The following is a 22,318-nucleotide window of genomic DNA, read 5'->3' as shown; positions in this document are numbered from 1 at the left end:
CTCAGCCTGAGAAGGACTTGCCGCACGAGCACTTGTCGCCGGCGTTGGGGTTGTCGAACACGAAGCCCGAGCCCGAGATGTCGTCCACGAAGTCCAGGCGGGCGCCGGAGAGCAGCGGGATGCTCTCGGCATCGACGAAGACCTTCACGTCCTCGAAGTCGATGACCGTGTCGCCGGTCTCGGCATCGGCCACCAGCCCCATGCGGTACTGGTAGCCCGAGCAGCCGCCGGCCGAGACCATGATGCGCAGGCCTGCGGGCGGGGCCTCGGTCGCGCCCTTGCCGATCACGCGGCGGATGGCGTCGACGGCAGTGTCAGTCACGTTGAGCATTGGGGGAATCCTCCTGAGACAACGACAGCCTTTCGCTGACACGCCTCTAAGCAAGGACAATGCCAAACGATAACATCTTGAAATGATTGATTTGCTTGGCCGACGGGGCGTGTGGCGGTCCCGACAATCCTCGATCCGTGTCGGAAGTGCGACAAAGCCGCCGCCGCCCCGTCCGGCAGACCGGGCCGAGAGTTGACCAAGCAGACAACTCAATGGTTCAACGCAAAGCTCTTTTCGGAGAATGAGAACCGGCAATATCGGACTACCGTTCGCACCGCACATCCAAAACAAACAAAGGATGAAGCCGATGACACAGCGGAAGAACGGGTTGCTGACGCTGGCAGTGCTTCTGGGAGGTGCCTCGGCGGCAGGCGCGGCCGGGACGGCTGAGAAGGCGGAAGACCTCGCCGTGGTCGACCTGCCGCGACTGCTGCAGGAACACGGACAGGGCCACCAATTGCCCTTCGTGGAGCAGACGGCGCGATACGCCTATGAACCGCCCGAGGACATGGTCCTCAACCCGCCCGCCAAGGCCACGGAAACCACCTACGACCTGTGGGGCGAGACGCTCACCCAGGCCGACGCGGCGCGCGATCCCGCCAGGGCGGACCCGGCCAACGGCGCGGTGCCCATCACGCAGGATCTGCTGGACCTGGGGCAGGCCATGTTCTACCGCGAGCCGTTCGGGTCGGAACGTTTCTTTTCCGACATCGTGGGCGTGGGCGCGGGGGCGATCACGGCCTCAGGCATCGTGAACGCCACCCTGGCGCTGGACGGCGGCCACACCGACAACCTGCGCGTCCCGCTGGCGTCCGACGTCACCGTCGGCGGGCGCACCTTCCGGAAGGGCGAATTGATCGACACCGGCTTCGACGTGCCCACGGGCGCCGTCTGGCCGATCGGGCTGGCGATCTCGGTGGACGAGGCGGGCCGCGAGAGGGTCGGCATCACCTGCGCGTTGTGCCACTCGGCGATCGACCCCGAGAACGGCAAAGTCATCCACGGGGCGACCAACGTCGACGTGAACCCGTCCAGGCTCATCGCCTTTGCTCCCAACAGCACCGCTTTCATGACCCACACCGACATCGACCTGGCCGACGTGCCGAAGGGCGATGACACGGTGACGCTGGCGGACGGCACCACCCACGCCCTGCCCGACGCCAAGGCGCTGGAGGAGCGGGTGGACGCCCTGTTCCTGGATGCCTTCCCCGGCAGCACGGACACCAGCGTGGACCTGACGGCCAACCCGACGCAGATCCCCGATTCCTTCACCAAGGGAGAGCGTCCCTACAGTTGGAACGGCATTTTCATGGCCGGGCCGTTTGGCGGCCTGAGCGGGCTGACGAACAACGTCCATGCCTTCGGCGCCGACCCCACCGGGCAGGCCGACGACGCGCAGCGTCTCTTCGATCTGCCGCCCGAGGTCTACCAGGCGATCCTGCTGCGCAACGCGGCCAACCCGGCCTTCCGCTGGGACCCCGACGGCGACCGCTCGCCGGGCGAGGTGTTCCGCCAGGCGGACCCGACGCCCGGGCGTCCAGGCCTCGCGGACGTCATCCGCATGCCGACCTGGCCGCAGCCGAGCCTGTTGTCCCTGGACGGCTCCATGATCGCCCAGGAGGGCTCCACCGCCTGGCGCGAGGTCAACGCCATGTCCGCCTGGCAGAACACGCTGACGCCGCCGCCGGCCGAAAAGGTGTCGGAGGAGCGCGCCACTAGCGGTCGCAAGGTGTTCGAGGCCGCCGGCTGCGCCGACTGCCATTCGGGCCCCTTCCTCACCAACAACCGCATCATTCCGCTGGAGGAAATCGGCACCAACCCGTCGCGCGCCACCATCCAACTGGTGCAGGGGCGCGTGCCGCCGCGCATGTGGGCGTTCGACGAACCCGTTCCGGTGCGCGAGGATGCCAAGGTGCTCGACGTGCCGACGGACATGCTCGACGAGGGTCAGGTGGCGCTGGCGTTCGGGATGGGAGACATGCGCGGCGGCTATGCCGTGCCCGGCCTGCTCGGCGTCGGCTGGAGCCCGCCCTACCTGCACGACGGCAGCATCGCGGTGGGTCCCGACGCCCGGACCGATCTCGGCCCGGCGGGCACCGTCTACCGCCATGTCCGCCCCGACGCGCGGGAAAGCCTGCGGGCACTGGTCGACCGAGGCCTTCGCGACAAGGTGATCGCGGCGAACAAGGCCGACGACGTGCTTCGCCGCGCCCATTCCGACGGCACCGGCCACGAATACTGGGTGGACGCGGACGCCGGCGTCTCCGCCGACGAGCAGGAGGCCCTGCTGGACTACCTCATGAGCCTGTCCGAGCCGGTCCGGGAGGCCCGCGCCGACTGACGTTTCTGACCGTGCCCACCAGAACGACGACGGCCCCTTCCGCGTCTGCCGGAAGGGGCCGATGCATTGCGACGGGATGGAAAAACCTCAGACGGCGAAGGACGTTCCGCAGCCGCAGGTGGCGGTGGCGTTGGGGTTCTTGACCGTGAAGGCCGCGCCCATCAGATCCTCCACGTAGTCGACTTGCGACCCATTGAGAACTTCAAGGCTCGCCTCGTCGATCACCAACTTGACGCCGTGGAACTCGGACACGCGGTCGTCCTCGTTGACCGTCGCGTCGAGGTCGAAACCGTACTGAAAGCCCGAGCAGCCGCCGCCGGAAACCATGACGCGCAGCATCAGGTCGGGATTGCTCTCGCCCTCGATCAGCGTCTGCACCCGCTTGGCGGCGGACTCGGTCATGGAGATGCCCTCGGCCGGGGTCAGGGTCTCGGTGTCGCTCATGGTCTGGTCCTGTTCAACCTTGGGTGAATACGCGGGGGAGCGCGCGGTCTTCGCCTGTGCGGAATCTAGGCCGCCCGCAGCGCTGCCGCAAGTTGGAATGCGTCCAGAACGCCTCTGCCCCGCCTGTCGAGGCAGTTGCCAGTCCCGCGCGGCGGCTGTACTGTCCCGGCCATGACAAGCGCCCTCGCCTCGTTCGCCTGCGACCCGGCACAGACACGCGGACGGCTCCACCCGGAGCCGTCGACGCCGACGCGCTCGGAGTTCCAGCGCGACCGGGACCGCATCATCCACTGCAACGCCTTCCGCCGCCTCAAGTACAAGACGCAGGTGTTCGTCTACCACGAGGGCGAGCACTTCCGCACGCGCCTGACCCACAGCCTGGAAGTCAGCCAGGTGGCCCGCGCCATCTGCCGCATGATCGGGTTGAACGAGGATTTGGCGGAGGCGCTCGCGCTTGCCCATGACCTGGGGCACACGCCCTTCGGCCACGCCGGCGAGTTCGCGCTTCAGGATTGCATGAAGGACTACGACGGCTTCGACCACAACGCCCAGTCGCTTCGCATCGTCACCAAGCTGGAGCGCCGGTATGCCGAGTTCGACGGCCTGAACCTGACGTGGGAAACGCTGGAGGGGCTGGTCAAGCACAACGGGCCGCTCACGGGGCAGGCGGACAGCAAGCCCCTGCCGCGGGCCATCATCGAGTATTCGGAAAAGCAGGATCTGGAGCTGGGCACCTATGCCTCGGCCGAGGCGCAGGTCGCCGCCCTGTCAGACGACATCGCCTACAACGCCCACGACATCGACGACGGCCTGCGCGCCGGCCTGTTCGCGGTCGACGACCTGCTGGAGCTGCCGCTGGTGGGGCCTGTGTTCCGAGAGGTCATGGACCGCTACCCCGGCCTTGACGAGCATCGGCTGATTTACGAAAGCTTCCGGCGCGTCATCACCCGCATGGTGGACGACCTGGTGGCGACCACCACGGCCAACATCGCCGCGTACAAGCCCGAAACGGCCGCCGACGTCCGCCACCTGGGCAAGCCGCTGGTGGCCTTCTCCGATGAAATGGTCGCGCACGACAAGGCATTGAAAGCCTTCCTGTTTCCGAATATGTACCGGCACTTCCGCGTCAACCGCATGACCAGCAAGGTCAAGCGGGTGGTCAAGGACCTGTTCAACCTGTTCGTCGCCGAGCCCAACCTGCTGCCACCCGAGTGGCAGCGCCCGTGCGACGGCCCCCACGGCCGCAAGACCGCGCGCCAGGTGGCCGACTACATCGCCGGCATGACCGACCGCTTCGCCATCGACGAACATATCCGCCTTTTCGACGTCTCGGTAAAACCATGAACCTTTTCAACGCCTTCAAGGACACCATCCTGACCGCCCTTTCCGCGCTGGCCGCGGAGGGCAAGCTGCCGGCGGGGCTCGACACCTCCAAGGTGACGGCGGAGCCGCCGCGCGATCCCTCCCACGGCGACATCGCCACCAACGCGGCCATGGTGCTGTGCAAGGCCGCCGGCATGAAGCCGCGCGACCTGGCCGGCCTGCTGGTGGAGAAGCTGGCGCTGGTGCCGGGCGTGACGAACGCCGAGATCGCCGGGCCGGGCTTCATCAACCTGCGCCTGGACGAAAGCGCTTGGCGCGACGTGCTGCGCGACATCCTGATGACCGGCACCCTGTTCGGCGACAGCGACATGGGCAGGGGCGAGCTGGTGAACGTGGAATACGTCTCCGCCAACCCCACCGGCCCCATGCATGTGGGCCATGGCCGCGGCGCGGTGGTGGGCGATGCTCTGGCAGCCCTGCTGTCCAAGGCCGGTTACGCGGTGACGAAGGAATACTACGTCAACGACGCCGGCGCCCAGGTGGACAAGCTGGCCGACGCCCTTTTCGCCCGCTATCTGGTGGCGCTGGAGGACATGAGCCAGGCCGATTTCGACGCCAAGCTGGCGGCGAAGGAGATCGAATACGGCGGCGACTATCTGGTGCCGGCGGCGGAAAAGCTGGTGGCCGTCGACGGCCGCAAGTGGGTGGACGCCGACGCCGAGGAGCGCCGCGTGGCGCTGCGCGAATTCGCCATCGCCCAGATGATGGATCTCATCCGCGAGGACCTTGCGGTGCTGGGCGTCCACCACGACCGTTTCACCTCGGAAAAGGGCCTCGTCGACGCCGGCAAGGTGGCCGAGGTTCTGGAAGACCTGGAGGCGCGCGGGCTGATCTACGTCGGCGTGCTGGAGCCGCCCAAGGGCAAGACCCCCGACGACTGGGAGGCCCGCCCGCAGACCCTCTTCAAGGCGACGGAATTCGGCGACGACACCGACCGGGCGCTCAAGAAGTCCGACGGCAGCTTCACCTACTTCGCCTCCGACATCGCCTACCACCGCGACAAGTACCTGCGCGGCTTCAAGCAGCAGATCGACGTCTGGGGCGCCGACCATGGCGGCTACGTCAAGCGCGTGGCGGCGGCGGTGAAGGCCGTGTCCGGCGGTGAAGCCACCTTCGACGCCAAGCTGTGCCAGCTGGTCAAGCTTCTGGACAATGGCGAACCCGTCAAAATGTCCAAGCGGGCCGGGACCTTCCTGACGCTTCGTGAAGTGGTGGATGAACTGAACGACCGGTCCCAGGGCAAGGGCAAGGACCTGTTCCGCTTCATCATGCTGACGCGCAAGAACGACGCGCCGCTGGAGTTCGACTATTCCAAGGTCCTGGAGCAATCCAAGGACAACCTGGCCTTCTACGTCCAGTACGCCCACGCCCGCGCCCGCTCGGTCCACCGCCACGGCATCGAGATGTTCGGTCCCGAGGCGGGCGACCCGGAGATCCTGGCCGGAGCGGATCTGGCACTGCTGGAGGACCCCGACGAAATGGCGCTGATCCGCCTGCTGGCCTCCTGGCCGCGCATGGTGGAAGGCGCTGCGGAAGCGCATGAGCCGCACCGCCTTGCCTATTACATGAACGACGTGGCGGCCGGCTTCCACGGTCTGTGGAACAAGGGCAAGGACAACGCCCACCTCCGCTTCCTGCACGAAGACAACAAGCCCCTGAGTCTGGCCCGTCTTGCGCTTGTGCATGGCGTGTCGACGGTGATAGCGTCTGGCTTGGCGGTATTCGGTGTCGAGCCGGTGGAGGAGATGCGGTAATGGCAGGGGATCGCAAGGAACCGGGACTGGGCAAACCCGATCCCGACAAGGATGCTGACAAGACGAACGCGCAGGATGACTTTCTGGACCTGATCCCGGAACGTCTGTCGCCGCGCGGCCGGCCGGCGGAGCCCGATGACGCGCCGCCGCTGTCGGCCGAACCCGCGGGCGCCGAGCATGAGCCGCGCGCCGAGGACCTGCGCGGTCCCTACGCCGAAGACGACATGGACGACATCCAGGACGACGAGGACGAAGGCCGCTCCGGCGGGTCCAAGGGCGTCATGGCGGCCGTCGTGATCGGTGCCGTGGCCGCCGGCATCGCCGGCTGGTACCTGTTCCTGCGCGAGGAGCCGCAGCAGGTGGCGGCGACCACGCCGGTCATCACCGCCGACGAACAGCCCTACAAGGTCAAACCCGCCGATCCGGGCGGCATGGACGTGCCCGACACGGACAAGATGGTCTACGACCGCCTGGGTCAGAACAGCGACGGCGGGCAGGTGGAAAACCTGCTGCCCGAGCCGGAAAGCCCGACGGCTCCGCCCGCGCCGGCCGATGCCGGTGGCTCGCTGGAGCCGCTGCCCGAGGCCGAGGTGGCCGCGACGCCGGAACCCGAGCCGGCCGACCCCGCCCCGGCGGAAACCGCCGCGCCGCCGGAACCGGCCGCCGAGCCCGAGCCTGCTCCGACGCAGGCGGCCGAGGCACCCGCCGCCGCGCCGTCGCAGCCGACGCCGACGACCAAGCCCGCCGCGCCGGACCAGCCGACCCGGCAGGCCGCCGCCGAGGCGACGCCGTCGGAACCCGAACCTCAGCAGCAGGCCGCGACACCGACGCCCGTTGCGCCCCGCTCCGCAGCCTCCGCGCCGTCGGGCGGCGGCGACCGGATGGTGCAGTTGGCCGCCCTGCGGGACCAGGCCGGCGCGGAAGCCGCCTGGAACAAAATCCAGGCCGCCAACCCGGACCTGCTCGGCAACCTGTCGCTGGACGTCGAGCGCACCGACCAGGGCGAACGCGGCATCTTCTTCCGCGTCCGCGCCAAGGGGCTGGCCTCGGCGGACGAGGCGAAGGCGCTGTGCGAGAAGCTCAAGGCACGGGACCAGGCTTGCCTTGTTGTCCGTTAAGCACCCCCTGGCCGCCATTTTCGGGCTCGCCGGCCCGCGCCTGACGGACGAGGAGCGGGCCTTTTTCGCCGACGCGGACCCCTATGGGTTCATCCTGTTCGGCCGCAACATCGGGACGCCGGACCAAGTCCGCGCGCTGGTGGCGGACCTGCGGGACTGTGTCGGACGCGAGGCGCCGGTGCTCATCGACCAGGAGGGCGGCCGCGTCCGGCGCCTGAAGCCGCCGCACTGGCGCGACGCCCCCTCCATGGCGCCCTTCGTCGCCCTGCACGACCGCGACCCGGCCGCCGCCGGGCGCGCCGTCAGCCTGAACGCCAGCCTGCTGGCCACCGAGCTGGCGGATCTGGGCATCGACGTGGACTGTTACCCGCTGGCCGACGTGCCGGTGGCCGGGGCGCACGACATCATCGGCGACCGCGCCTTCGGCCATGATCCGGCGGTCGTCTCGACGCTGTGCGGCCATGCGATCTCCGGCCTTCTGGCCGGCGGCGTTCTGCCGGTGGTGAAGCACATTCCCGGCCACGGCCGCGCCTTCGCCGACAGCCACCTCGACCTGCCGACGGTGGACGCCGACCACGCGACGCTCGCGGCAACGGACTTCGTGCCCTTCAAGGCGCTCGCCCAGGCGCCCTACGGCATGACGGCCCACATCGTCTACACCGCGCTGGACCCCGACCGCCCGGCCACCACCTCCCCCACCGTGATCCGCGACGTGGTGCGCGGAGAACTGGGGTTCGAGGGGCTGTTGATGACCGACGACCTGTCCATGAAGGCGCTGACCGGCGACTTCGCGGTGCGCACGGCCGAAAGCCTGGCCGCCGGCTGCGACCTCGTGCTCCACTGCAACGGCGACATGGACGAGATGACCGCCGTCGCGCGCGGTTGCCGTCCGCTGGACGTGGATGCGCAGGCGCGGGTGAAGCGGCTGGACGTCTTCAAGGCACAGCGGCTGAAAAGCCTGAACGTCCGCGCCATCCAGGCCGAGCTTGACGACCTTCTGGCGACGGTGTGATGGACGGCATTTCCGAAATTCTCTACGTCGCCAGCACCTGGGTCATTCCGGTGCTGCTGGCGGTGACCCTGCACGAAGCCGCCCACGGGTACGTCGCCGACAAGCTGGGCGACCCGACAGCCCGCCTGGCCGGGCGCATCACCGCCAACCCGGTGCGCCATGTCGACCCCTTCGGCACGGTGGTGCTGCCGGGGCTGCTGCTGGTGCTGTCCGCGCCGGTCCTGTTCGGCTGGGCCAAGCCCGTGCCGGTGGACTTCCGCCGCCTGCACAGGCCGCGGCGCGACATGGTGCTGGTGGCCGGGGCCGGACCGGGCAGCAACCTGCTCATGGCCTGCATCGCGGCCATCCTGATCCACGTCGCCTTCCTGCTGCCGCCAGACGCCGGCAACTGGGTCGGCCACAACCTGCTGAACGCCATCCGCATCAATCTGGTGTTGATGATCTTCAACCTGATCCCCCTGCCGCCGCTTGACGGCGGACGCATCGCCACCGGGCTGCTGCCCTACCCGCTGGCCGTGCGGTTCGCCCGGCTGGAGCGATTCGGCCTGCTGATCCTCATCGGCGCGCTGTTCCTTCTGCCGCTCATCGGAGGGCAGATCGGATACGACCTGAACATCCTGTATTGGGTCGTGGCAACGCCTGTGGTGTATCTTGAGCAGGTGCTCTTAGGCCTCTTCGGCGTCATCTGACGAGTCAGGCATGACCGACAGCGATTCCTCCGAGGACCCGCCCGTCCCCGCCAACGACGACGTGCCCTTCGTCGACGACGCCGAGGCCGCCGCGAACGACGGCGAGGCGCCGGCGGCGCCGCTGCTGCTGGACCTGGACGGCTTCGAGGGCCCCATCGACGTCCTGCTGAACCTGGCGCGCGACCAGAAGGTGGACCTGGTCCACATCTCCATCCTTGCGCTGGCCGACCAGTACCTGAACTTCGTCCAGCAGGCCCGTGAACGGCATCTGGAACTGGCGGCCGACTACCTGGTCATGGCGGCCTGGCTCGCCTACCTGAAAAGCCGCCTTCTGCTGCCGCCGGAGGAAACGGACGAAGAGCCCTCGGGCGAGGAACTGGCCGCCGCGCTGCAATTCCAGCTACGCCGCCTGGAAGCCATGCAGGAAGCCGGCGAACGGTTCCTGGAGATGCCGCGCCTGGGGACGAAGCGCCTGGCCCGCGGCGCGCCGGAGGATCTGGCAGGCGTCACGCGCTCGGTCTACGACGTCACGCTGTACGACCTTTTGCGCGCCTACGCCGACCACAAGAAGCGCACCAGCCGCGTCGACTTCCAGATCGAGCCGCTGACGCTGTATTCCGTCGACGACGCCATCAAGCGCATCGAGCGCATGTTCGGCGCCATCCCCGACTGGAGCGCGCTCGACGACCTGCTGCCCACCGGCATCACCGAGCCGCTCATGCGGCGCAGCGCCATGTGCGCCCACTTTATCGCGAGCCTTGAGCTGGTGAAGCAGGGCAAGCTGGACGTGCGTCAGGAGGGCGGCCACTATTCCCCCATCCACATCCGCACCGCTCGCGACCCCCGCCCCGAGGAGATCTGACCCGTGGACGACGCCACCGACATGCCCCATGCCGAGGCGGCGGTTGAGGCCGTCGCAGCCGACGCCGACGGTGAACCGCCGCGCGACCCCGAGGCCCAGGGCACGCTCGACCTCGACTTCGACCATGCCTGCCGCATCGCCGAGGCCGTCCTGTTCGCCTCCGCCGAGCCCGTGTCCATCGAGGCGCTGAAGGAAAAGATGCCCCAGCGGACCGACGCGCGGAAGGTGCTGAAGACGCTGATGGAGCACTACAAGGGCCGGGGCGTGCAGCTCACCCGCGCCGGCGACCACTACGCCTTCCGCACCGCGCCCGACCTGGCCGAGCGCCTGGGCGAGGAAACAGTGGCGACGCGGCGGCTGTCGCGCGCAGCGATCGAGACGCTGGCGATCATCGCCTATCACCAGCCGGTGACGCGGGCGGAGATTGAGGAAGTGCGCGGCGTGGCGCTGTCCAAGGGCACGCTGGACACGCTGCTGGAGGCCGGCTGGATCCGCCCGCGCGGCCGCCGCCCGACGCCTGGCCGCCCGCTGACCTGGGGCACGACAGACCGCTTCCTGGACCATTTCGGCCTGGAATCTCTCAAGGACCTGCCGGGGGTGGAGGAACTGAAGGCCGCCGGACTGCTTGACGCCCGTCCCGCCATCACCGCCTACGGCGCCCGGGCGCACGACAGCGGCGAGCTTGTCGACACCGACGAAGCCGACGACGATGGCGGTCAGTACGGCCTGCTGGGGGATGAGGACGGGGAGTAGGGCTGATTGGCCGACAGGGCCGGCCCGGAGCGCTTGCAAGACGTGTGGCGGCGGCAGTGAGTTCCAGCTTTCGCAGGAATGACAGGTATTTTATGAATTAAAACAATCATTTAGAACCCGTCGCCCCTGCGAAAGCAGCGGCCCTCGCACTCATTCGGCCGCTCTTGCAGGCGGCCTCTACCCCTTGTCGCGCATGATGCGCGCCTTCTGGCGCTCCCAGTCGCGCTTCTTCACGGTCTGGCGCTTGTCGACCACGTTTTTGCCCTTGGCGAGGCCAAGCTGCACCTTCGCGTAGCCGCGATTGTTGAAGTACAGCGACAGCGGCACGATGGTTGCCCCCTGCTTGCCGACGGCGGCGATCAGGCGGTCCAGTTCGCGGCGGTGGAGGAGCAGCTTGCGCTTGCGCCGCTCCTCGTGCCGGAAGTGCCTGGCCGGGGCATAGTCGGCGATGTAGGCGTTGACCAGATACAACTCGCCCCCCTGCGCCTGGGCGAAGGCCTCGGCGATGTTGGCGCGGCCGTGGCGCAGGCTCTTGACCTCGGTGCCCATGAGCGCGATGCCCGCCTCGACCGTGTCCTCGATCGTGTAGTTGTGGCGGGCCTTGCGGTTCTGGGCGACCGTGCCGTGGCTGATGAGCTGGTTTTTGGGGTCGGCTTTCTTCTTCGACATGACGTCAGGACAGAATGCCCACGGTCTCCAGGGCGTTGCGAACCTTTTGCTTGCTGGCGTCGGAAATCTCCACCAGCGGCAGCTTCACTGATCCGTCGCACTTGCCCAGCAGCTTGGCCGCGTACTTCGCCGGGCCGGGGCTGGTCTCGCAGAACATGGCCTCGTGCAGCGGCAGCAGGCGGTCGCGGATTTCATAGGCCGTGGCGATGTCGCCCTTCTGCCAGGCCTCGTGCATCTGCGAGCACAGCTTGGGTGCGATGTTCGACGTCACCGAGATGCAGCCGTGGCCGCCCTGACCCATGAAGGCCATGATGGTCGCGTCCTCGCCCGACAGCTGGCAGAAGTCCGGCCCCAGCGCGACACGGGTCTTCAGCGGGCGGGTCAGGTCGTTGGTGGCGTCCTTCACCCCGATGATGTTGGGCAGCATCGCCAGCCGGCCCATGGTCTCGACGGTCATGTCGATGACGCTGCGGCCGGGGATGTTGTAGATGATGATGGGAATGTCGACGGCGTCGTGGATGGCCTTGTAGTGCTGGTACATCCCCTCCTGCGTCGGCTTGTTGTAGTAGGGGGTTACCACCAGGGCGGCATCCGCGCCGGCCTCTTTCGCGCGCTTGGTCAGCCAGATCGCTTCGTCGGTGGAGTTCGAGCCCGTACCGGCGATCACCGGCACCCGGCCCGCCGCCGTCTCGACGCAGAGTTTGATGACATGGGCGTGGCTCTCATGCAGGACCGTCGGCGATTCGCCGGTGGTCCCCATGGGCACGACGCCGTGAATGCCCTCCTCGATCTGCCAGGCGACGAACTCCTGGAAGGCCTTTTCGTCCACCTCTCCACCGTCGCGGAAAGGCGTGATGAGCGCGGTGATGCACCCCTTGAACATGGTCTGCTCCGTCGGCACGCGAAATGACATATAGAAGTAAAGGACCGAGACAGTAGACGGGCCGGAAGCGCGCCGCAAGCGTGCTTTCATCACCGCTTCGTCATGGTTCCGTCACCGCGTCTCTGTTGCCGGTGCGCGGGGTTTCGTGCGACACTCCCGGCGTGGGTCCGAAGCGGGTCGCGCAGCGCAGGGGGCGCACCCAAACGGCGGGCGTTTCGGAACCCGACGACACGGCTCCAACAACCTTTTTTCGCGTCGAGGATATGGTGACGTCACGCACCGCTCCGCTGCGCGCCGGCGCCCTTGCGCTGGCGCTGGCCTTCATGGCGCCCGCCGCGCCCGCTTTCGCGCAGACCACAGCGCCCGTCGCCGCCGACATTCTGTCGGCCGCCGACGAGAGCGCCTTTTCCGCCGCCTTCTCTGCCGCCGAAAAGGGTCAGTGGGACGAAGCCTTCGCCCAGGCGCGGGCCGCCGAGAATCCCATCGTGCTCAAGGTGCTGACCTGGCGGCGCATGCTGGAGTCCGGCACGGGCATGAGTTTCCAGCAGATTTCCCGCTTCGCCTCGGACAATCCGGACTGGCCGTGGCGCTCGGCCCTGCTGCGCCGGGCGGAGGAAGCCATCACGCTGACCGACGATCCGACGCAGGTCTTCGCCTGGTTTCAGGACAAGGACCCCGTCACCGCCGATGGCTGGATCGCCAAGGCGCGGGCCATGGAACTGCTCAACCTGAAGGACAACCTGACGGAAACCGTCCGCCGCGCCTGGCGGAAGGAACGCTTCGGCAGCATCCAGGAAAAGGCCTTTGTCGCCCAGTTCGGCGGCCATCTGCGCGAAGAGGACCACCTGGCGCGGCTCGACCACCTGCTGTGGGAGCGCGAGACCGAGGCCGCCCGCCGGATGCTGCGGGTGGTGGACGCCGGGCACCGCGCGCTGGCCCAGGCCCGCATCGCGCTTATGGAGAACAAGGGCGGGGTGGATGCGGCCATCGATCGCGTGCCGGCGGCGCTGAATGACGATCCGGGCCTGGTCTACGACCGCCTGCGCTGGCGCCGCACCCACGGCTTGGAAGACCGGGCGGTCGAGCTGTTCGACCACCCCAACGCCGACAAGGTCCGCCCGGACCTGTGGTGGCGGGAGCGCGCCATCCTCGCCCGCGATACGCTGGAGGCCGGGCGTCCGCAGGCCGCCTACGACATCATCTCGAACCACGGCGCCACCGAAGGCTATCCGCTGGCCGACGCCGAATTCATGTCGGGCTGGATCGCGCTGCGGTTCCTGAACGAACCGGCACGCGCCCTGCCCCATTTCGAACGCCTGTTCACCAACGTGTCGACGCCCATCAGCCTGGGCCGCGGCGCCTACTGGGCCGGCCGCGCCGAGGAGGCCGCCGGCAACATCGGCGGCGCCCGCACCTGGTATGAGAAGGCCGCCGAGCACGGCACCACCTATTACGGCCAGCTTGCCGCCGTTAAGCTGGACGACGAGGCGCCGGGCCTGCCCGACGACCCGAAGCCCACGGCCGAGGACATCGCCTTCCTGGCCGGGAGCGACCTGACGGCCGCCGCCCGCGCGCTGGCCGAAATCGGCCGTTACGACGACGTCTCGCCCTTCATTCACCAGCTTCAGGCCGAGAGCCGCACGCCGGGGCAGAAGCATCTGGCGACACACCTGGCCGTAACGCTCGGCCAGCCGCACATCGGCGTCGCCGCCGCCCGTCGCGCCGCGCTGGACGGCGTGACGCTGGTGGAGACCGGCTATCCGGTCACCCGCTTCAACACCGCCGAGGGCATCGAGGAAGCCCTGGTGCTGTCCATCATCCGCCAGGAAAGCAACTTCAATCCCGAGGCCGTAAGCCGCGTCGGCGCCCGCGGGCTCATGCAGTTGATGCCCGGAACGGCGGAGGGAGAGGCGCGCAAGCTGTCGCTCGGCTACGACAAGGGCAGGCTGACGAACGATCCCGCCTACAACGTGATCCTGGGCTCCACCTACCTGCGCGGCCTGATCGACAGCTTTGACGGCAGCTACATCATGGCGATTGCCGGCTACAACGCAGGGCCGGCGCGCTCGCGTCAGTGGGCGGAACGGTTCGGCGATCCGCGCTCGGGCGGGGTGGACCCGGTGGACTGGGTCGAAATGATCCCCTTCTCGGAAACCCGCAACTACGTTCAGCGGGTGCTGGAGGGTCTTCAGGTCTACCGCGCCCGCCTGGGCGAAACCGACCGGCTGGCGATGAAGATGAAGTCCGACCTCATGAGGTAGCTTTTCCGGCGGGCGGTTTGTCGGCTAGGCTTCGGAAAACACTACGGAGGACCGCCCCGCCATGCCGCAATCCCCGACTGCCGATCTCGTCGTACGTGCACCCGCCGGCGGCGCCATTCCCGCCGGCGCCTGCGTCTTCGACGCCTATGGCACCCTGTTCGACGTCAGCGCCGCCGCGCGCCACCTGCACGACCGCCTGGGCGAGCAGATGGCGCCCCTGTCGGACCTGTGGCGCCGCAAGCAGCTGGAGTACACCTGGCTGCGCAGCCTCATGGGGCGCTACGCCGATTTCTGGCAGGTGACCGGCGAGGCGCTGCGGTTTTCCATGGACAGCCTGGGGCTGGAGGGCGACGACCTCTACGCCGCGCTCATGGACCTCTACCGCCGCCTGGACGCTTTCGCCGAGGTGCCGGGCGTGCTGCAGGCCCTGAACGACCGAGGCATCCGCTGCGCCATCCTGTCCAACGGCTCGCCGGCCATGTTGCAGTCGGCGGTGCACAACGCGCGGCTCGAAAACCTTCTGGAAGTGGCCCTGTCGGTGGATGAACTGGCGATCTACAAACCCGATCCCAGGGTTTATCAGCTCGCCTGCGACCGGCTCGATCTGGCGCCGGAAAAGATCGTCTTCCTGTCGTCCAACGCCTGGGACGTGGCAGGGGCGGCGTCCTTCGGCTTCCGGGTGGTGTGGATCAACCGCTACGCCCAGGCGGCCGAGCGCCTGCCCGCCGGCCCGGAGGGCGAGCTTCGAACCCTGTCCCCCCTTCCCGACCTGGTGACTCCCGCCCCATGACCGATGCCCTGTCGCTTCCCACCTTCACCGACGTCGAGGCCGCCGCCGCGCGGCTGGCGGGCGTTGCCGTGCGCACGCCGCTTCTGGAGAGCCCGTTGCTCAACGAGCGGCTGGGCGGCCGGGTGCTCATCAAGGCCGAACCGCTCCAGCGCACCGGCAGTTTCAAGTTCCGGGGCGCCTACAATGCACTCGCCAGCCTGCCCGAGCACCAGCGTCGGCGCGGCGTGGTGGCGTTTTCCTCGGGCAACCACGGCCAAGGCGTGGCAGCGGCCGCGCGGCTGTTCGACGTGCCGGCAGTGATCGTCATGCCCTCGGACGCGCCGGCCATCAAGATTGCCGCGACCCGGGCGCAGAAGGCCGAGGTGGTCACCTACGACCGCTGGACCGAAAGCCGCGAGGACATTGGCGCGCGGCTGTGCGAGGACATGGGCGCGACGCTGATCAAGCCCTTCGACGAACCTGCGGTCATCGCCGGCCAGGGCACCATGGGCCTGGAAATCGCCGTGCAGGCCGCCGAGGCGGGCGCTCACCGCATCGACCGGTTGGTCGCGCCGTTCTCCGGTGGCGGCATGCTGGCGGGCCTGTCGCTGGCACTGGAGCAGTTGAGTCCGCACACGGTCATTTCTTCGGCCGAACCCGAGGGCTTCGACGACATGGCGCGCTCCCTCGCCGCCGGGGAGCGCCTGCGCAACCAAAACCCCGCCGCCCGCAGCCTCTGCGACGCCCTGATGGCGCCCATGCCGGGCGCGTTGACCTTCCCCATCATCCGCCCGCGAGCCGACCGCGGCTACGCCGTGTCCGACGCCGAGGCCAAGGCCGCCATGGCGTTCGCCTTTCACGCCCTCAAGCTGGTGGTGGAGCCGGGCGGCGCGGTCGCACTGGCCGCCGTGCTGAGCGGCAAGGTGAACTGCCGGAACCGGACCACCGTCGTCGTGTGCTCGGGCGGCAACGTGGACCCCGCCGTCTATGCCAAGGCGCTGGCCGAGGGTCCGCTGCCCTTCTGACCGGTCGTCAACGGCCCTTTTGCACGACGCTTCGACCTGATAAGGCTGCCCGTCCTTCGCATTAGAATACCGGCGGGAGCCTCTTCCTTGATGCGCATGACCGGCCGCGACTGGGTCCTTCTTCTGGCGTTGTCGCTTTTGTGGGGCGGCGCGTTCTTCTTTTCCAAGATCGCGGTGGCGGAGATCGGGCCGCTGACCACGGCGGCCGGCCGCGTGTCGCTGGCGGCCGTGGTGCTGCTGGCGGCGGTCCGCCTGGGCGGCCACCGAATGCCGGTCGGATGGTCGGCGGCCGGCGCGTTCCTGCTGATGGGGCTGATCAACAACGCGGTGCCGTTTTCGCTCATCTTCTGGGGGCAGACGCGCATCGACAGCTCGCTGGCAGCCATCCTGAACGCCACCACGCCCGTCTGGGCGGTGCTGGCCGCCCACCTGCTGACCTCGGACGACCGGCTGACGCCCGCGCGCATTCTCGGCATTCTGGTGTCGCTGGCCGGCGTGGTGGTGCTGATCGGCCCGGCGGCGCTGGACGGCATCACCGAGGCCGGATGGGGCATGCTGGCGGTGCTGATGGCCGGGCTTTCCTACGCCCTGGCGGGGCTGTACGGCCGGCGCTTCAAGGCGCTGCCGGTGCAAGTGGCGGCGGCGGGAATGCTGACGGGCTCCACCGTCCTCATGATCCCGGCGGCGCTCGTGGTGGAGCAGCCGTGGACCTACACGCCCGGCCTGATCCACCTTGCCGCCGTCGGCGGGCTGGCGCTGTTGTCCACGGCGCTGGCCTATCTGCTGTACTTCCGGCTCTTGCGTTCTGCCGGGCCGACCAACACCCAATTGGTGACGTTCCTTATTCCGGTCAGCGCGTTATGCCTTGGTGTTCTTGTTCTGGGTGAACGGCCGGAGCCCCAAGCGTTCTTGGGGATGGCGTTGATCTTCGCCGGTCTGGCAGTGATCGACGGGCGGCTGGCCGCCCGCCTGCGTCAGCGTCGCGCCGGTTCCTCGCGCGCAGGTGGATAATCGCCGACGGTGCCGGTCAGCCAGCCGTAGGTAAAGCCCAGCACCCATCCGTAAATGACGTGCAGGACCAGGGTCACCGCCCAGACGGCCCAACCCAGCTGGTTGGCGAACAGGCCGGCGCCGATCAGCGGCATGAAGATCACCATCATGGCGACCCAGGCCAGTCCGCCGAACAGAACGCCCCGCATGGCGCAGCCGCCGGGCAGCTTCCGCTCGATCAGCACGAAAGCGATGCCCCAGGGCACCGTTCCAAGGACGAAGTGCGCGATCCACCCGACCGCGCGGCTCTCGGAACCGAGCAAGCCCGAAAGCGCCCCGATGACGTCTAGCTGCGGCATGAGGCCGATCGCCCCCTTGCCAAGCATGATCAGCGACAAGACGAGGGTGGCGATGAAGCCGGCGAGCATTCCCTTGGCATAGGTCATGGCAAACCTCCCTTTGCCTTTCCTGGTGAGGGGGCAGGCGGCGCCGTTCCGGCGTTCTTTCATGCCCAACCTACGCATGGGCGCCGGCATGGTGGCGTAACGTCCGCGTGAGACGTGTTGAAACGGGCCGCTGCCGTCGGTCGTTGAACCCGCATTGGATTAGGCGATTTCTGGAAGGACAACCCAATGCTGAACCGTCGCATCTCTTCCGTGGCTGTGCTCGCCGGTTCCCTCGCGCTTGCCGCCTGCGCCCAGGACGGCCAGGGCGGACTCGGCAAGACCGGCGGCGGCGCCCTGATCGGCGCCCTCGGCGGGGCCGCGGTCGGCGCCGCCACGGGCGAAGACGGCAAGGATCGCGCCCAGCGCGCCGCCGTCGGAGCGGCCATCGGTGGCCTGGCCGGAACCGCCGTCGGCGCCTACATGGATCGCCAGGAGCGCGAGCTGCGCCAGGACCTTCAGGGCACCGGCGCCGAATTGGAGCGGCAGGGCGACGCCATCCTCGTGAACATTCCAAGCGGCGTCACCTTCGCCTTCGACAGCGCCGAATTGCGCCCCGATGCCCGCCAATCCCTGCGCGACGTGGCCCGCACCCTGGCGAACAACCCCAAGACCACCATCGACGTGACCGGCTACACCGATTCCACGGGTCCCGAGGAATACAACATCGACCTGTCCCTGCGTCGGGCAGAGGCGGTGATGAACTACCTCGTTCAGAACGGCGTCGACCGCCGCCGCATCGAGGCGTTCGGCGCCGGCGAGGCCAACCCGATTGCCTCCAATGAGACCGAATACGGCCGCCAGCAGAACCGCCGCGTGGAACTGCGCATCGAGCCCATCCGCGCGAACGCTTGACGGCGTCGCCGCGACAACGGCGCACGCGAAAAGGGCCAGCCCCACGGGGCCGGCCCTTTTTTCATCGGCTGAATGCGCGAAAGCCCTCTCAGACGGCGATCAGAGCCGCCGCCACGCGCCGTTCCTCGGACAGCAGCACGTTGTAGGTGCGGCAGGCCGCGCCCGTGTCCATGGGGTCAATGGTCGCACCGGCGCACTCCTTGATGTGGCGCCGCAGGCTGTCGGGGATCGGCGCCATGTAGCGGCCGCAGCCGACCAGCAGGATCTCCACGCTGGCCGCCTCTTCCACCACGGCCTCCAGGCTTTCCGCCGTCATCTGGCCGGCTTCGTCGACCGGCCACGGCACCACCTTGTGCGGGAAGACGATGATGCTGCCCTCATAGGACTCGCCCGTGATCTGGAACCGCCCGTCGCCATACTTCTGAATCAGCTTGCGGTCGCGGGGAATGAGCGGCGTGACGTCCATGGAACCTCCGGTAGGCGCGGGCGCGGGCGAGGCCAAGCGGCGCGCGCTCAGCCCTTGCTCTCGGGCTGCTCGCCGCCGGGCTGGGCCTGTTCCGCGTTGACGCCGGGAATGTCCTCCTCCTCGGTGTCGCGGCGCACGCCCGTGTACAGCAGGATCGGCATGCCGACGTAGATGGACGACCACGTGCCGATAACAATGCCCCACGTAAGGGCGAAGGCGAAACCGCGCAACACGGGACCGCCGAAAACCAGGATCGCCAGCACCGCCAGCAGCGTCGTGCCGCTGGTCAGGATGGTGCGGCTGAGCACCTGGTTCAGCGACTTGTTGATGAGGTCCGGCAGCCGCAGCAGCTTGTACTTGCGCAGGTTCTCGCGAACACGGTCGTAGTTCACCACCGTGTCGTTGATGGAATAACCCGCGATGGTCAGAAGCGCCGCCACCGTCGTCAGGTCGAAGTCCAGTTGCAGGATCGAGAAGATGCCGATGGTCGCGATGATGTCGTGCATCAGCGCGACCAGGGCGCCGACGGCGAACTGCCACTCGAACCGGAACCAGATGTAGGCGGCGATGACCAGCAGCGCGATCCCGACCGCCATGGCGCCGTCGGCCATCAACTCGTCACCCACCTTGGGGCCGACCAGTTCGGTGCGCCGGTACTCCACATTCTCGCCCAGCGCATCCTTGACGGCGTTGAGGGCGGCCATCTGGGCCTCTTCCTCGCCCGGCTGCTTGGGCACGCGGATCATGACGTCGCGCCCGCTGTCGCCCAGCCTGGTGATGGACACCTCGCCCAGGCCCAGATTGTTCAGAGTGCCGCGCATCTCCGCCAGGTCGGCCTGCTGCTCGGTACGCACTTCCACCAGGATGCCGCCGGCGAAGTCGATGCCGAAGTTGAGGCCCTGTACCGCCAGCGATCCCAGGGAAACCAGGATCAGCAGGGCCGACAGCGCAATGGCGATGGCGCGCTTGCCGATGAAGTCGATTTTGGTGTCCGTCGGGACGAACCGAATACCGCGAAACATGCTAGCCACCTTCAGATCGGCAGGGTCTTGGGACGGGTGCGGCGGATGTAGGTGACGACCATCAGGCGGTTCACCATGATCGCGGTGAACATGGACGTCACGATGCCGATCCCCAGCGTGACCGCGAAGCCCTTGACGGGGCCCGAGCCGAAGGCGAACAGCAGCACCGCCGCCACCAGCGTGGTGACGTTGGAGTCCAGAATGGTCACCATGGCCGAGCGGTAGCCCGTCTCGATGGCGTTCTGCACCGTGCGGCCGTTGCGGATCTCCTCGCGGATGCGCTCGTAGATCAGCACGTTGGCGTCCACCGCCATGCCGACGGTGAGCACGATGCCGGCGATGCCCGGCAGGGTGAGCGTCGCGCCCAGGCCCGACAGCGCGCCCAGCAGCAGGGTCAGGTTGGCCAGCAGCGCAATGTTGGCGAACACGCCGAACAGCCCGTAGGCAACCACCATGAACACCACCACCAGCGCAAGACCCAGCAGGGATGCGAGCGCACCGGCCTCGATGGAATCAGCGCCCAGCCCCGGCCCGACGGTCCGCTCCTCCAGCACCGTCAACGGCGCCGGCAACGCGCCGGCGCGCAGCAGCAGCGCCAGGTCCTGCGCTTCCTGCACCGAAAACTGGCCTGTAATGACGCCCGAGCCGCCGATGATCGGCTCGTTGATGCGGGGTGCGCTGATGACCTTGTTGTCGAGCACGATGGCGAGCTGGCGGCCGACGTTATCCGTCGTCACGTTGCCGAACTGGCGCGCGCCGGCGGCGTCGAAGCGGAACGACACCACGGGCTGGCCGTTCTGGAAGCTGGGCTGCGCGTCGGTCAGGCGGTCGCCGGAGACGTTCACGCGCCGCTGCACCACGTAGGGGATGGGCTGCCCCCCCTGGGTCGTCGTCTCGTCCTGCGCGTCCAGCAGCATGGAGCCGGGCGGCACGCGGCCGCGCATGGCGTCCTGGACGTCGGCGTCGTGGTCGACCATGTGGAAGGTCAGCTTGGCGGTGCGGCCGATCAGTTCCTTCACGCGCTCCGGGTTGTCGATGCCCGGCAGCTCGACGATGATCCGCTCCTCGCCCTGGCGCTGGATGGAGGCCTCGCGGGTGCCGGTCTCGTCGACGCGGCGGCGGACGATCTCGATGGACTGGGTGACGGCGTTGATGCGCCGTTCCGTCAGCGCCTCCTCGGTGTAGGAGACGATGAAGCGGCCTTCCTCGCGGTCCACCGTCGTGGCGTCGGGCTCCAGGTCGCGCAGGATGCTCCCCGCCTCGTCGCGGTCCTCGGCCTCGGGAACGCGCACGGTCACCGAACCGCCTTCCACCCCCAGGTCGCGGTACCGGATGCGCGCCTCGCGGAAGCGGGCGCGCACGGTCTCGACCAGGTTGGTCAGTTGTTCCTCGATGACGGCGTCGGTCTCCACCTCCAGCAGCAGGTGAGAGCCGCCCTGCAGGTCGAGGCCCAGGTTGACGGGCGTCAGCCACTCGGGCAGGTCGTCGGTCGCCGACGACGACAGGACGTTGGGGAAGGCGAAGACGAGGCCGGCCAGGATCACGCTAAGGATCAGGCCGATCTTCCACTTGGAGAAGTAGAGCATGGGAAGGCGTCGGTCCGGTCAGGGGAGGCGGTTGGACGACAGACGGCGGCACGGCACACCCGTGACAGGCGCGGCCGGCCGCCCTTGCACATAGGGGCGCGGAGCATCCTCCGCCACCCCTGCGCCGTCGCTTACTTGCGGCCCGAGAGCAGGCTTTTCAGGCCGCCGGCCTTGCCCTTCTCGGCCTCGGCAGAGGCGCCGCCGGCAGTGGCCGTGGTCTCGCCCTCGGCGGTCTCCTCGTCGGCGGCCTCGGTCTTCTTGCCCTTGTCGCCGCCCTTGCCGGAGACCGGCTCGGTCTTATCGAGGACGGTGGCGACCATGTCGCGCATGACCTTCACCTTGGTGTCGGGCGCGATTTCCAGGTCCAGTTCGGTGTCCTGAACGCGAGCGACCTTGCCGATGATGCCGCCGTTGGTAACGATGCGGTCGCCGCGCCGAATGTTGCGCAGCATTTCCTTGTGCTGCTTCTGGCGCTTCTGCTGCGGACGGATCAGCAGGAAGTAGAAGACCACGAAAATCAGGATCAGCGGCAGGAACGCCTCGATGCCGCCCATGGCTCCGCCGGGGGCCTGCGCGTAGGCGGGGGAAATCAACATGCGGACAAACTCCTAGGTCTAAACCGGTTGGGCGGACTATAACGGGCCGGGCCGGAGTTGCAAATG

Annotated in this window: 22 protein-coding genes; 13 read left to right on the top strand and 9 right to left on the bottom strand. The window is 68.2% G+C overall.

Annotated elements, in window-relative coordinates; all coding sequences use genetic code 11:
• Position 1 precedes the first annotated feature (1 nt).
• Complete coding sequence (locus tag LG334_RS11250) at positions 2–331, bottom strand: HesB/IscA family protein (protein ID WP_404386139.1); 330 nt, start codon at positions 329–331, stop codon at positions 2–4.
• 307 nt (positions 332–638) lie between these two features.
• On the opposite strand from LG334_RS11250, the gene LG334_RS11245 reads away from it, so the two are divergent.
• Positions 639–2,672 carry a hypothetical protein gene (locus tag LG334_RS11245; RefSeq protein ID WP_404386137.1) on the top strand — a complete coding sequence of 678 codons (2,034 nt, stop codon included), beginning with the start codon at positions 639–641 and terminating at the stop codon, positions 2,670–2,672.
• A gap of 87 nt (positions 2,673–2,759) precedes the next feature.
• Here the strand turns inward: LG334_RS11245 and erpA are convergent, their stop codons facing one another.
• Positions 2,760–3,116: an iron-sulfur cluster insertion protein ErpA gene (gene erpA / locus LG334_RS11240; protein ID WP_404386135.1), complete on the bottom strand. Its 357-nt coding sequence runs from the start codon at positions 3,114–3,116 to the stop codon at positions 2,760–2,762.
• Positions 3,117–3,287: 171 nt separating this feature from the next.
• Between erpA and LG334_RS11235 the strand changes: the two genes are divergently transcribed.
• The 7 genes from LG334_RS11235 to scpB are packed head-to-tail and all read left to right on the top strand — an operon-like array spanning position 3,288 to position 10,687.
• A complete protein-coding gene (locus LG334_RS11235) occupies positions 3,288–4,460 on the top strand; it encodes a deoxyguanosinetriphosphate triphosphohydrolase (RefSeq protein WP_404386133.1) in 1,173 nt (390 codons plus the stop codon).
• Positions 4,457–6,253 (top strand): arginine--tRNA ligase, encoded by a 1,797-nt coding sequence (argS, locus tag LG334_RS11230; protein WP_404386131.1) that lies wholly within the window; start codon positions 4,457–4,459, stop codon positions 6,251–6,253. Before LG334_RS11235 ends, argS begins: the two co-directional genes overlap by 4 nt.
• Complete coding sequence (locus LG334_RS11225; protein WP_404386129.1) at positions 6,253–7,371, top strand: SPOR domain-containing protein; 1,119 nt, start codon at positions 6,253–6,255, stop codon at positions 7,369–7,371. Before argS ends, LG334_RS11225 begins: the two co-directional genes overlap by 1 nt.
• On the top strand, positions 7,358–8,383 hold the full coding sequence (gene nagZ, locus LG334_RS11220; RefSeq protein ID WP_404386127.1) for a beta-N-acetylhexosaminidase: 1,026 nt from the start codon (positions 7,358–7,360) through the stop codon (positions 8,381–8,383). Before LG334_RS11225 ends, nagZ begins: the two co-directional genes overlap by 14 nt.
• Positions 8,383–9,072, top strand: a complete 690-nt coding sequence (locus LG334_RS11215) for a site-2 protease family protein (RefSeq protein WP_404386125.1) — start codon at positions 8,383–8,385, stop codon at positions 9,070–9,072. Before nagZ ends, LG334_RS11215 begins: the two co-directional genes overlap by 1 nt.
• 10 nt (positions 9,073–9,082) lie before the next feature.
• Positions 9,083–9,934, top strand: a complete 852-nt coding sequence (locus LG334_RS11210) for a segregation and condensation protein A (protein ID WP_404386123.1) — start codon at positions 9,083–9,085, stop codon at positions 9,932–9,934.
• Positions 9,935–9,937: 3 nt separating this feature from the next.
• Complete coding sequence (gene scpB / locus LG334_RS11205) at positions 9,938–10,687, top strand: SMC-Scp complex subunit ScpB (RefSeq protein ID WP_404386121.1); 750 nt, start codon at positions 9,938–9,940, stop codon at positions 10,685–10,687.
• A gap of 177 nt (positions 10,688–10,864) precedes the next feature.
• Here the strand turns inward: scpB and smpB are convergent, their stop codons facing one another.
• Positions 10,865–11,356: an SsrA-binding protein SmpB gene (gene smpB / locus LG334_RS11200; protein ID WP_404386119.1), complete on the bottom strand. Its 492-nt coding sequence runs from the start codon at positions 11,354–11,356 to the stop codon at positions 10,865–10,867.
• A 4-nt stretch (positions 11,357–11,360) separates the two neighbouring features.
• Entirely contained in the window at positions 11,361–12,239 is an 879-nt protein-coding gene (gene dapA, locus LG334_RS11195; protein WP_404386117.1) for a 4-hydroxy-tetrahydrodipicolinate synthase, read from the bottom strand.
• Between the two features lie 263 nt (positions 12,240–12,502).
• On the opposite strand from dapA, the gene LG334_RS11190 reads away from it, so the two are divergent.
• The 4 genes from LG334_RS11190 (at position 12,503) to LG334_RS11175 (ending at position 17,305) form a co-directional block, all read left to right on the top strand.
• The gene (locus LG334_RS11190; RefSeq protein ID WP_404386115.1) at positions 12,503–14,500 is read left to right on the top strand and encodes a lytic transglycosylase domain-containing protein; all 1,998 of its coding nucleotides are present in this window, start codon (positions 12,503–12,505) and stop codon (positions 14,498–14,500) included.
• A gap of 61 nt (positions 14,501–14,561) precedes the next feature.
• Entirely contained in the window at positions 14,562–15,290 is a 729-nt protein-coding gene (locus tag LG334_RS11185; protein WP_404386113.1) for a haloacid dehalogenase type II, read from the top strand.
• The gene (locus LG334_RS11180) at positions 15,287–16,294 is read left to right on the top strand and encodes a threonine/serine dehydratase (protein ID WP_404386111.1); all 1,008 of its coding nucleotides are present in this window, start codon (positions 15,287–15,289) and stop codon (positions 16,292–16,294) included. Before LG334_RS11185 ends, LG334_RS11180 begins: the two co-directional genes overlap by 4 nt.
• A 90-nt stretch (positions 16,295–16,384) precedes the next feature.
• Positions 16,385–17,305 (top strand): DMT family transporter, encoded by a 921-nt coding sequence (locus LG334_RS11175; protein ID WP_404386358.1) that lies wholly within the window; start codon positions 16,385–16,387, stop codon positions 17,303–17,305.
• Here LG334_RS11175 and LG334_RS11170 read toward each other — a convergent pair.
• The gene (locus tag LG334_RS11170) at positions 17,269–17,730 is read right to left on the bottom strand and encodes a DUF6789 family protein (protein WP_404386109.1); all 462 of its coding nucleotides are present in this window, start codon (positions 17,728–17,730) and stop codon (positions 17,269–17,271) included. The genes LG334_RS11175 and LG334_RS11170 overlap by 37 nt on opposite strands.
• Before the next feature lie 186 nt (positions 17,731–17,916).
• Between LG334_RS11170 and LG334_RS11165 the strand changes: the two genes are divergently transcribed.
• On the top strand, positions 17,917–18,582 hold the full coding sequence (locus LG334_RS11165) for an OmpA family protein (protein ID WP_404386107.1): 666 nt from the start codon (positions 17,917–17,919) through the stop codon (positions 18,580–18,582).
• A gap of 88 nt (positions 18,583–18,670) precedes the next feature.
• On the opposite strand, the gene LG334_RS11160 is transcribed toward LG334_RS11165, so the two are convergent.
• The 4 genes from LG334_RS11160 to yajC form a co-directional block, all read right to left on the bottom strand.
• Complete coding sequence (locus tag LG334_RS11160; protein ID WP_404386105.1) at positions 18,671–19,048, bottom strand: Mth938-like domain-containing protein; 378 nt, start codon at positions 19,046–19,048, stop codon at positions 18,671–18,673.
• 47 nt (positions 19,049–19,095) lie between these two features.
• A complete protein-coding gene (gene secF, locus LG334_RS11155; RefSeq protein ID WP_404386103.1) occupies positions 19,096–20,070 on the bottom strand; it encodes a protein translocase subunit SecF in 975 nt (324 codons plus the stop codon).
• An 11-nt stretch (positions 20,071–20,081) separates the two neighbouring features.
• Complete coding sequence (secD, locus tag LG334_RS11150; protein WP_404386101.1) at positions 20,082–21,656, bottom strand: protein translocase subunit SecD; 1,575 nt, start codon at positions 21,654–21,656, stop codon at positions 20,082–20,084.
• Positions 21,657–21,787: 131 nt separating this feature from the next.
• Positions 21,788–22,252 carry a preprotein translocase subunit YajC gene (gene yajC, locus LG334_RS11145; protein ID WP_404386099.1) on the bottom strand — a complete coding sequence of 155 codons (465 nt, stop codon included), beginning with the start codon at positions 22,250–22,252 and terminating at the stop codon, positions 21,788–21,790.
• Positions 22,253–22,318 lie beyond the last annotated feature (66 nt).

This window comes from Caenispirillum salinarum (assembly GCF_044803115.1).
In the GTDB taxonomy this organism is placed as follows: domain Bacteria; phylum Pseudomonadota; class Alphaproteobacteria; order Rhodospirillales; family Rhodospirillaceae; genus Caenispirillum; species Caenispirillum salinarum_A.
This window is presented reverse-complemented; position numbering and strand designations above follow the sequence as displayed.